Genomic DNA, 10,269 nt, shown 5'->3' on the forward strand with positions numbered 1-10,269 from the left:
ACGCACCGTACAACGGGGGGCGGGGCCGGGGTATTCCTTCCCGGCCCCGGTCACCCCGGACCGGGCGGAGGCAGGGCAGCCCCGGCTCAGCGGCGCGTCAGCGCCCGGCGGCCCATGAGTTCCGCGAGGCCCCGTCGTGTCGCCGCGATGATCACGCGGTCCGTCGGGCGGAGCACGTAGCCGGGGTGGATGTTCCAGACGAGAGCGCCCTCGCCGGTGGAGGCGGGCCCGGTCGGGGCCACGTCCAGGGCCAGGACGCGCCACGCGCCCGCGCGGAACGCCTGTTCCACCGTACGGCCCTCCAGCTGGGGATGCCCGGCGACCTCGATCGCGGCGAACAGGAGCACCTTCCGCTCGACCGGGATCGCCCCCAGGATCTGCCGGCCCATCATCGCGACCGCGAAGGAGGGCCCGGCCAGATGGGACACCGAGCGGGACCGGGTGATCGCCTGCGGGTGCGCCGTGCGCAGCGTCCGGTAGACCGCCGTGGCGAACTCGTCGTCGAACAGCCGCACCGTCACCCGCAGATTCGGCTTCAGCGAGCGGGCGTACAGCGCGGCCTCCAGGTTCGTCGTGTCGGCGCTGGTCAGCGCGAGGAGCCCGCGCGAGCGGCTGATCTTGGCGGCCTCCAGCACCCCTTCGTCCGTGACGTCACCGAGGACCACCGGCACGTGGAGCCGCCGGGCGACGGGGATGCCCCGCGCCTCCGGGTCCTCCTCCACGCAGACCACCGGGATGCCCAGCTCCCGCAGGTGCACCAGGACCCGGGTGCCGATCTTGCCGAGGCCGAGCAGCACCACGTGCCCGGACAGGCCGCGCGGCGGACGCCGCAGCGAGGAGGCGGTGCGCAGCGAGCCGAACGCCTCCAGCACACCGGCCACCAGCAGCGGCAGCAGCATCAGGCCCGCGATACCGGAGAGGATCTGGATGATCTGGCGGGCGGTCGGGTCACCGATGGCCGGGTCGCCCATGGCGAACAGGTCGAGCAGGGTGAGGTAGGTGGCGTGCAGGGCGTTGTCGCCCGTGGTGACCGTGGAGGCCACCGCCAGCCCGAGGACCGCCAGCCCGACGCCGAGGGCCGACCACCGCAGCCGGCGCGAGAAGAACTGGCTCAGCGGCGCGCTCCGGCCGCTCATCCGGACCTTGGGAGCGGCCGGTCCCGACTGGGTGACGGCCTCCAGGACGACCGTGCCGCGGCCGGTCGCGGAGGCGATCTCCGTCGGGTCCGGCAGCAGCTGCGGCCCCTCCGCGCCGCTGCTGTCGGAGCCCTCCGCGCCGGCCGGGTCGTGCGTGGTGGAGGAGAGCAGGGCCAGCGTGCACAGGCCGGGGTCGGCGACCTGGCCGCCCCGGGGCGGGGTGCGCTCGGCGGCCCGCAGGAACAGGCCCTCCGCCCGGATCACCCGGGTCGACCCGGCGAGCGCGGTGGCGGCGAGGGCGGGCGCGGCGGTGTCGGCGTCGGACAGGACCGTGGTGGAGGCGTCGATCGCGGCCTGGTCGAGCCCGGGGGACGCGACGGCGGCGGCCTGGTCGAGCAGGGTCTCCAGATGCTGGCCGAGCTTGCGGTTGTAGAGCCGGATCACCAGCCGGACACGGGGGTTGAGCCGGCGCGCGGTCAGCGCGGCCCGGATGTTGCGCTCGTCGTCGTCGTAGACCAGGGCGACCGCCGACGCCCTGGAGATCCCCGCCTCCTCCAGCGCCTCGTCGGACGGCTCCGCGGCCTGGAGGATGCGCACGGCCTCCACCCCGGCGTTGGTGTCCCCGTCCGAACCGTGCGGCAGCCCCCCGCCGTTGCGGTTCATCGCGGACGCCATCCGCCCGAACAGCGCGGCGGCCCGGCCGCGCCCGCTCAGCGGCTCGTCCGGCCTGGCCGCGCCCGGCTCCGGCGGCAGGACGAGGGTGACCCGCTCCCCGTAGACGTACCGCAGTTCCACGGCGAGCCGCTGGGCGAGCGCGTCGTCCCCGCAGACGACCATGTGGCCGGAGAGCGGGGAGGGTTGGGGTTGCTGGGGGAATGAGGAGGACACATGTCCCAGCATGCCTTGCTCCCTTCGGGAGATCGGTACGGTCAGCGGTCCTCGGGGTGCCGCGCCGGCAGGTGCCGGGGATCGGCGGCGCGGCCGATCGCCGTCTCGACGGCCGCGATCCGGTCCGCGAGCAGCCCGAGCGCGGCCACGGCGCGGGTCATCGGATCGCCCTCGGGCCCGCCGAGCGCCTGGGTGCGGACGTACGAGGAGCAGAGCGCGGCCCAGCGCTCGCTCTGTGCCGGCGTGAGCGTGCCCCGCAGGGCGGCCAGCTTCAGCAGGGCCGCCTCGGCCCCGCTGGTGAGGGTCTGCGCCTCGCCCGCGTAGTGGTCCTCGACGACGGCGGACAGCTCCGCGTCGTTCATCACGGGCGCGATCCGCTCCGCGATCCGGTTCATGTTGCGGTACGAGCCCTGGAGCCGGAACGGCGGTTCGGTGCGGGTGGCGTCCGTCTGCGCGGCCGACGCGATGTACGCGGCGTTGACCGCGAGCACCGTGTCCCGGGCGCGCAGCAGATGACGCAGAACGGCGGTGATCCGGTCCACCTCGGCGGGCGCGTAGGGGTGTTCGAGCTGTTCCGGGCGGGCCGTCGGGTCCTCGGCGGCGAGCCGCAGCAGCAGCGCCAGGTCCTCGCGGGAGCGGCCGGCGAGCGGGGCGAGGACCGGGTTGGCGGTCAGCGCGTTCTCGACGAAGCTCAGCGCGAAGACGTCCTCGCGGCCGGCCAGCACCTCGCCCAGGTTCCACACGTCGGCCCGGTTGGCGAGCATGTCGGGCACCTGGAAGCGTGCGCCCGACTCGGTGTACGGGTTGCCCGCCATGCAGACGGCGAACCGCTTGCCCCGCAGGTCGTAGGTGCGCGGCTCGCCGTCCCGTACGCCTTCGACGCGGCGGGTGGCGTCGCAGAGCGGGATGAACTTCTGGAGGAGTTCCGGCGAGGTGTGCTGGATGTCGTCGAGGTAGAGCAGTGTGTTGTTGCCCGCCTCCAGCGCGAAGTTGATCTTCTCGATCTCCTGGCGCGCGGTGGCGCTGCCCGCCTGCGCGGGGTCCAGCGAGGTCACGTCGTGGCCCAGGTTGGGCCCGCTGATCTTGACGAGGACGAGCCCGAGCCGGTCGGCGACGTACTCCATGAGCGTCGTCTTGCCGTAGCCGGGCGGCGAGACGAGCAGCAGCAGGCCCTGCGAGTCGGTGCGGCGGTCGGCGTCGGTGGTGGAGAGCTGCTTGGCGAGGCTGTCGCCGATCAGCGGCAGGTACACCTCGTCGAGCAGCCGGTTGCGCACGAACGCGGACATCACCCGGGGGCGGTGGTCGTCGAGCCGCAGCCGGGTCCGCTCGGCGGCGACCAGGGAGTTCCGCCGCCGCTGGTAGGCGCGGAATCCGGGAACGACGGCGGTGCGGAACTCCTCGGTCCGGGCGAGGAGTTCGTCGATCCGTACGGTGAGCCGGCCGCGCTCGATGCGCGAGTGGACCCCCAGCAGCCCGTCCACGGTCTCGGTGAGCGGGGCGTCGGCCTCGTAGCGGGCGAGCAGCGGCTCCGGGCACAGCTCCACGGCGACGGCCTCCGCGAGGTCGCCCGGGTCGAGGTCCGTGCCGCTCGCCCCGGCGTACGAGGTGAGCCAGCCCTCCACGAGCTGGCGCCGGGCCGGCAGGTCGTCCGCGAGCGCGGTGAGGTCGTCGTCGTACGCCGATGTGCCGGTGGCGTGCCGGAACTTGTCCAGGAACGCCCGGACGGAGGCGCCGGTCACGAAGCCCTCGGGGCCGCCGGTCAGCTCCTCGAAGAGGTACGCGGCGACGGTGCGGGGGCTCTCGCCGCCGATCACCGACGCCCACTCCTCCTGGAGCGCGGCAATCGCCGGGGCGAGGCCGAAGGTCTCCCGGGCGCGGGCCAGCGAGCGGGCGCGGCGCGTCCAGGAGGTGCGGCGGGCCTCGTCCGTGCCGTGGGCCCAGAACAGCTGGGCGGCGGCCCGGACGGCGGGCGGGAAGCGCAGCAGCCCGGCCTCCGCGTGCAGCCGCAGGAGCGCGGCCAGGATCGCGGTCGCGTCCTCGTCGTGGACACCGCGCTGATGGCCCTCGTCGTACGCGGCTGCCGCGGACTCCCGTACGAGCGTCGCGAGCTCGACGTCGTCCAGGGTGGCCAGCCGGTCCGCGCCGTGCTCGTCGAGGAGGCGGGCGGCCAGGTGCTCGCCCCGGTAGACGGACGGCGACTCGGAGGGCAGCGTCTGGTCCCAGTACGGGCGGGTCGCGGCGAAGGCCGGGTCGCTCACCGGCATCCGGTAGTCGGTCCCGGTGACGGCGAACGAGAGCCCGTCGTCCTGGGGAACGAGCGTCAGCTCGAACGGCTGGGTGTTCACGGCGAACCGGTGCCGGCCCAGCCGGATCACGGACCCGCCGTCCGCGTACAGCTCGCTGCGGTCGCGCAGGGCCCGGCCCGCCTCCTGGCGGGCGGCGAGCAGCTGCCCGTCCAGCTCCTCCGCGCGCACGGTGTCCCCGAGCGCCCGCAGCTCCTCGGCGGTACGGCGGATCTTCGCGACCATCGGGTCGGAGGCGAAGTAGGTGTGGACGGCGTCCGCGTCCGGAAGGGCCGCGCTGCGGCGGGCGACCGTCTCCAGCACGCGCGCGGCGGACTCCGCCAGGCGCTCGGTGCGGCGGGCCAGGGCGTCCTGAAGGCTCTGCCTGCGCGCCGAGAACGCCTCGTACACCTCCGTCCGGCGTTCGGCGAGCTCCGCCAGGAAGTCGTCGAACTCCGCGAACCGCGCCTCCAGGTTCTCCAGCTGGAGCAGCAGCCTGGCCAGCTGCTCGTCGCAGGACTCCGGGGTGCCGGCGGCGGCCAGCGCTGCCGTCACGGCCTGCCCGAGCAGCGCGGACTCGGCGGCGAACTCGGCCCGGCCCTCGTGATCCGCCAGGCTGCGGCGACGGGCGTCGAGCACGGCACGGGCGCGGTTGACGGCGCCGAGCACCTCCGCGATGCGCTCCATGATCGACGTACGGACCACACCGTCGCCGATGTCGAGACCGGCGACGACGTCCGTGACCGTGCCCAGGCCGTCCGTCATGCCGGCCAGCCGCTCCCCGAGCGCGGCGGCGTCGGTCACCGAGGGCAGCTCGGCGGCCTCCTCGGTGAGGCGGGCGATGTCCTCGTGGTAGCCGGCGAACGCGTCGTCCCTGGCCAGGAAGGCGACCGCGCGGCGGCCGGCCGCCTCGATGTCGTCGGCGGTGGTGGCGGTGAGTTCCGCGATGCGCTCGGTGTCCGCGTACCGCATCTCGGCGAGGGTCGCCAAATGTCCGTGAGCGCCGCGCAGTCCGGTCAGGCGGTCGACCCACTCGGCGGCCGTGCGCGGGGCCTCGCCGCGGACCCGGCGGACCAGGGCGGTGATGCGGTCGGCGGTCTCGCTGAGCGCGTCGGCGGCCTGCCGGGTCAGTTCCTGGACGGCCTCGAACTCCGCGACCACCTGGCCCGCGGTCTCCCGCAGATCGGCCAACGGCGCAGCCAGGTCGCCCAGTTCCCCGTCGTCCAGCCAGTGGTAGCGGTCGCCCGCCCGTACGCAGTCCGCGACCAGCCGGTCGTACACGGCGGCCGTCGGCGTCGTCTCGGACGCGGCGTGCGCGAGCGCGAGGCAGTCGGAGATCCCGCGCACGAGGTCGGCGTTGCCGACCCGGGCGAGCGGACCCTCGCCCGCCGGGCGGGACGCGGCATAGGTGTCGGAGACGTACGAGGTCTGCCAGCGCTGCAACGGGTGCACGCGCGCCGCGCCCCCGTCGCCGCCCTCCACCGGGTCGCGCAGCACGACCAGCGTGCCGTCGTCGAGCAGCGCGTGGCCCCGGCCCTGGAGCGGGGTCGCGACCTCCTGGCGGATCACGTTGTACGGCAGCAGCAGGCTCCGGCCGTCCTGGCGGGAGCGGAAGACGTAGAGCACGTCCTCGCCGTTCGGGGAGCGGACGGCCTCCTCGAAGACCGGGTCCGTGAGCGGCTGCGCGATGTCGAAGGTCCTGGCCTCGCCCGTGGTCAGGTAGAAGCCGCCGGGGAAGATGATCCCCTGGTCCTCCGGGAGCCGCTGACAGGCCGGGCCGATGCCGTCGAGCCGGGTGACGGTCCCGAGCAGGGCGTTGAAGACGAGGTGGCGCCGCGCCTCCTCCTTGTACGGGCGCACGCGCAGCAGGACGAGCGGGCCCAGCTCCGCGTACTCGACCTCGGCGTCGGCCAGTGACTGGAGCGGTTCGGTGACGGGCTCCTCGTAGATCCCGTCGGGGGTGTCCGTGTCGTTGACAGTCTTCACGGTGAGCGTGCCGCCGAGCGTGTCGACGTACAGCTCGGCCGTGGTGCCGAGGGCGATGTGCGGGTGGCGGCCCGCGACGTGGGACTCGCGTCCGGCGGTCGTCCAGGTGAAGTCGTGCGACGGCGGGAACACGTGGTCGCGCTCGCCGCGCGCGTCCAGGAACGCGCCGGGGGAGCCGTCGGGGTTCAGCGCCCAGCGCAGGACCCGGATGTCCTTCGCGGTCTCGCCGGTACGGAAGACCGCCAGCAGGCGGCCCTCGGTCCGGCGCAGCCGCAGCAGCCTCGCGTCCCGGAAGTACCGGTGCAGTCCGTCGAACTCGCGGACGAAGGAGACGTCGGTGAGCGGGGCGCCGGTGCCGGGCGTGAGATCGGCGGCGTACAGGGCGAGCACGTCGTCGACGGCGGGTTCGCTCTGCTGGCCGGGCCCCCGCTCGAACCCGAACAGCAGCTCGCCGCCGAGCGCGACGAGATCGCGGGGGACGGAGGGGCGGGCGGTGCGGATCTGCTCGCTGCCGAGCAGCCGGAGGCCGGTGGAGCCGAACGCCTCGGTGCGGCGGGCGTTGAGGGCGGTGGCCCTGCGGGCGAGTTCGGTGGCGTGGGTGCTCAGGCGGCGCCGCAGGACGTCGTAGTCCCCGGCGGTGGGAGGGGTCACGGGGTCCATGGGTGCGGGTCTCCTCGCGGTGGGGCTCGCGGCGGTGTCCTCGACCGCCGGACAGGCTCGGACGTGCCGTCCGGGCGTCCTCAAACGCCGGACGGGCTTGAAAGCCCGCCTGGCGGGCTTCATTTGATCTGCGGGCGGGCTGGGACTCGCCGTCCAGGTGTCCTCAATCGCCGGACGGGCTTGGGAGGTCGCCTGGCGGACTGGAAGTGACCGCCGGGCGGGGCTTGAGAACCCCGCCCGACCCCACCCAGTCCGTCCGGCGATYGAGGACGGACCGGGCTCGGTGGGGCGTTCAGGCCACGGACCCCTCAGGCACCGGCGTACCGTTCAGGCCCGCCGGGGCCAGACCGCTGACCGGGACCTCCGCCAGGCCCAGCGACTTCGCGTGATCCAGCAGCGCGCGGACCTGGTCCGCACCGACCCCGGACGACGGCGAAGCCATCAGCCGCATCAGCAGCGCCGACACCGTCAGGTTCTGCACGTCACCCGTGGACACCGACGACAGCACCCGCGTCAGGTCCTCCGTGAACGAGGACTCGCCCTTCAGCCACGGACCGGCCAGCGCCTGCGCCGTGTCCGAGTTCGCGACGAAACCGTCCAGGCTCTTGCCCATCGAGATGGACGAGACCAGCCGGTCGAAGAAGACCGTCTCGCCGCCGACGATGTCGATGTCCGCGTTCTCCAGGCCCTTGGCCAGGACCGTCGCCTGCGCCTCGGCGACCTGCCGCTGCACATCGAGACCCGCGAGCCGGATCTCCTTCTCGGCGGCCAGCCGCAGCCGGTACTCCTCGTGTCCGCGCGACGCGTCGTCCAGCGCCGCCATCGCGGCCGCCTTCTCCGTGAGGCCCGCGGCCTCCGCCTTCAGCTTCTCGCCGATCATCGCCGCGTCGGCCGACGCCTGCGCCTGCGTGCCCTCCGCGTCCGCGAGGGCCTTGAGACGGGCACCCTCGGCCTCCGCCTTGAGCCGCGCGGACGTGGCCTCGGCCTCGGCGAGCCCCGTCTTCTCGATCACCTCCGCCGCCGCGTCCCGCACCTGGACGTCCGCGAGACCGGGCGCCGCCGACTCGGCCTTGATGCCCTCGGCCAGCCGCAGCTTCGCCTGGGCGTCCAGGTCGGCGGTCTTCAGCCGGGCCTCGGCGAGCGTGAGCTGCTCGGCCGCCCGGTGGGTGGCCGCGGCCTCGGCCGCCTCGGCCGCCTTGATGTCCTTGACCAGCTGCTCCTGCGCCTCCGCCTCGGCGGCGATGATGACCGACTTGCGAGTGCGCTCGGACTCCTCGACCGACCGCAGGGTCTTGATGGACTCCTCCTGCTCGGCGACCGTACGGTCCACCGCGATGCGCTCGCGGATGACGTCGGCGACCTCGCGGCGCTCCGCCTCGACCTCCTTGGTCGCGGCGATGCGGTTCAGCTCGGTCTCGCGCTCGCGCCCGATGACCTCCAGCATCCGGTCCTTCTCGATGCGCTCGTTCTCCACGGCGATGACCCGCTCGCGGTTCTTCTGCGCGACGGCGATCTCGCGGGCCTGGTTCTCCCGCTGGATGCCCAGCTGCTCCTCGGTCTTGATGAACGCGGCCTGGGCGCCCAGGCGTTCCTCCTCCTGGACCCGGGCGGTCACGGCCTCCTCGCGGGCCCGCAGCGTCTCGACCTCGCGACGCTGCTTGATCTCGGCCTCGGCCTGCCGGCGCTCCAGCTCCAGGATGGTCTCCCGGGCGTCGACGTCCTGCCGGGTGATCTCCTTCTGCTCGGTGCGCTGGAACTCGTTGGTGCGCACGTGCTCGATCGCGGTCAGCTCGGTTATCTTCCGGATGCCCTGGGCGTCCAGGATGTTCGCGCCGTCGAGCTGCGCCATCGGCGTCTGCTCCAGGAAGTCGATCGCCGCGTCGTCGAGGTGGTAGCCGTTCAGGTCGGTGCCGATGACCCGGATGATCCGGTCCCGGAACTCCTCGCGCTTGGTGTACAGATCGACGAAGTCCAGCTGCTTGCCGACGGTCTTGAGCGCCTCGGAGAACTTCGCAGCGAAGAACTCCTGGATGGCGACCTTGTCGCTGGCGCGCTCGGTGCCGATCGCCTGGGCGACCTTGATGACGTCCTCGACGGTCTTGTTGACCCGGACGAAGAACGTGATGTGGATGTCCGCGCGGATGTTGTCCTGGCAGATCAGGCCCTCGCGCCCGGTGCGGCGGATCTCGATGGTCTTCACCGAGATGTCCATGGACTCGGCCTTGTGCAGCACCGGCAGGACGACGGCGCCGGTGAAGGTCACGTCGACCTTCTTGGTCTTGGAGATGATCAGGGCCTTGCCCTGCTCCACCTTGCGGAAGAGCCGGGTGACGATCAGCAGCACGGCTACGGCGATGAGCAGGACCACGGCGATGAGCAGGCCGAGGCCCAAGGAGATGGCTTCCATGACAGTCCTTGGCGGCTGAGAAAAGGTAAATGAGCGGTTTCACGTGAAACACGGCGCGGCGGCGCACAGCGTCCGGGCAGGCCGGACGGGCACACCGCGCCGGCGGGAGCGGTGAGGCGGACGGTGGAGCCTCAGGCCGTACGGCCGTGCGGCGGCAGCGCGGCGGGCGGCGGGCCCGGGTCGAGCGCCTTGTCGTACGCGGAGACCCAGAAGAACTCGCCGGCCTCGTCGTACGCGTACAGCAGGCCCGCACTCCCCGAGGTCAGCTCCGCGTCGGCGGGCGCCAGTTGGCGCACCTGGACGATGGCCGTCGACCCGTCGGCGGCGGCGACCTCGGCCTGGCCGAAGTCCGAACCGACCGAGCCGGTACGGATCGTGCAGACCCGGCCCAGGAAGTCCTGGCGCGATGGCGGAGGCTGGTCGGGGAAGTAGCGCCGGAAGTGGTGCACGAGCAGCCGCACCGCGCCCCAGGCGAGCAGCAGCGCCCCGGCGAGCACCGCGCAGGCCAGTGCAGCGCGGACGGGGCCGGTGGCTCCCGAGCGGTGCACCAGGACCGAGCCGGTCAGGGCGGTGAACCAGCCGACGGCGACCATCAGGGACACCGAGACGGTGACCGGTACGCCGCCGACGCCCGCGAGATCGGTGTCGAGGTCCGCGTCGAAGGAGTGGTGGTCGGCCGCGCCGACCAGGACCAGCAGCCAGAAGGCGATGACGACGACCAGCGCCGCGGCGAAGAGCACGGCCGGGAAGGACAGCGTCGCGTCCAGGAATTCGCGCATCGGTTTCCACCCCCTGCCGTTCCGCCGGCGGTGCCGCCGGCGCCTGCGCGCGGGCCGGGCGGTGACCCCGGTGCCGCGGCGTCACCCTCGACGACACCGCGGCAGCCGGGTCTTCCCCCGATCCCCCGTGC

Annotated in this window: 4 protein-coding genes; all 4 read right to left on the reverse strand. The window is 73.5% G+C overall.

What is annotated here, in order from left to right:
- Positions 1-86: 86 nt before the first annotated feature.
- The 4 genes from EAO73_RS34255 to EAO73_RS34270 all read right to left on the reverse strand — a co-directional run bounded on the left by EAO73_RS34255 (position 87) and on the right by EAO73_RS34270 (position 10,138).
- Complete coding sequence (locus tag EAO73_RS34255) at positions 87-2,036, reverse strand: NAD-binding protein (protein WP_147975334.1); 1,950 nt, start codon at positions 2,034-2,036, stop codon at positions 87-89.
- Positions 2,037-2,065: 29 nt separating this feature from the next.
- Entirely contained in the window at positions 2,066-6,952 is a 4,887-nt protein-coding gene (locus tag EAO73_RS34260) for a DNA repair ATPase (RefSeq protein ID WP_147975335.1), read from the reverse strand.
- 292 nt (positions 6,953-7,244) lie between these two features.
- A complete protein-coding gene (locus tag EAO73_RS34265; protein ID WP_147975336.1) occupies positions 7,245-9,359 on the reverse strand; it encodes a flotillin family protein in 2,115 nt (704 codons plus the stop codon).
- A gap of 131 nt (positions 9,360-9,490) precedes the next feature.
- Positions 9,491-10,138 carry a hypothetical protein gene (locus tag EAO73_RS34270; RefSeq protein WP_147975337.1) on the reverse strand — a complete coding sequence of 216 codons (648 nt, stop codon included), beginning with the start codon at positions 10,136-10,138 and terminating at the stop codon, positions 9,491-9,493.
- Positions 10,139-10,269: the final 131 nt, after the last annotated feature.

Source organism: Streptomyces sp. col6, from assembly GCF_008042035.1.
Lineage (GTDB): Bacteria > Actinomycetota > Actinomycetes > Streptomycetales > Streptomycetaceae > Streptomyces.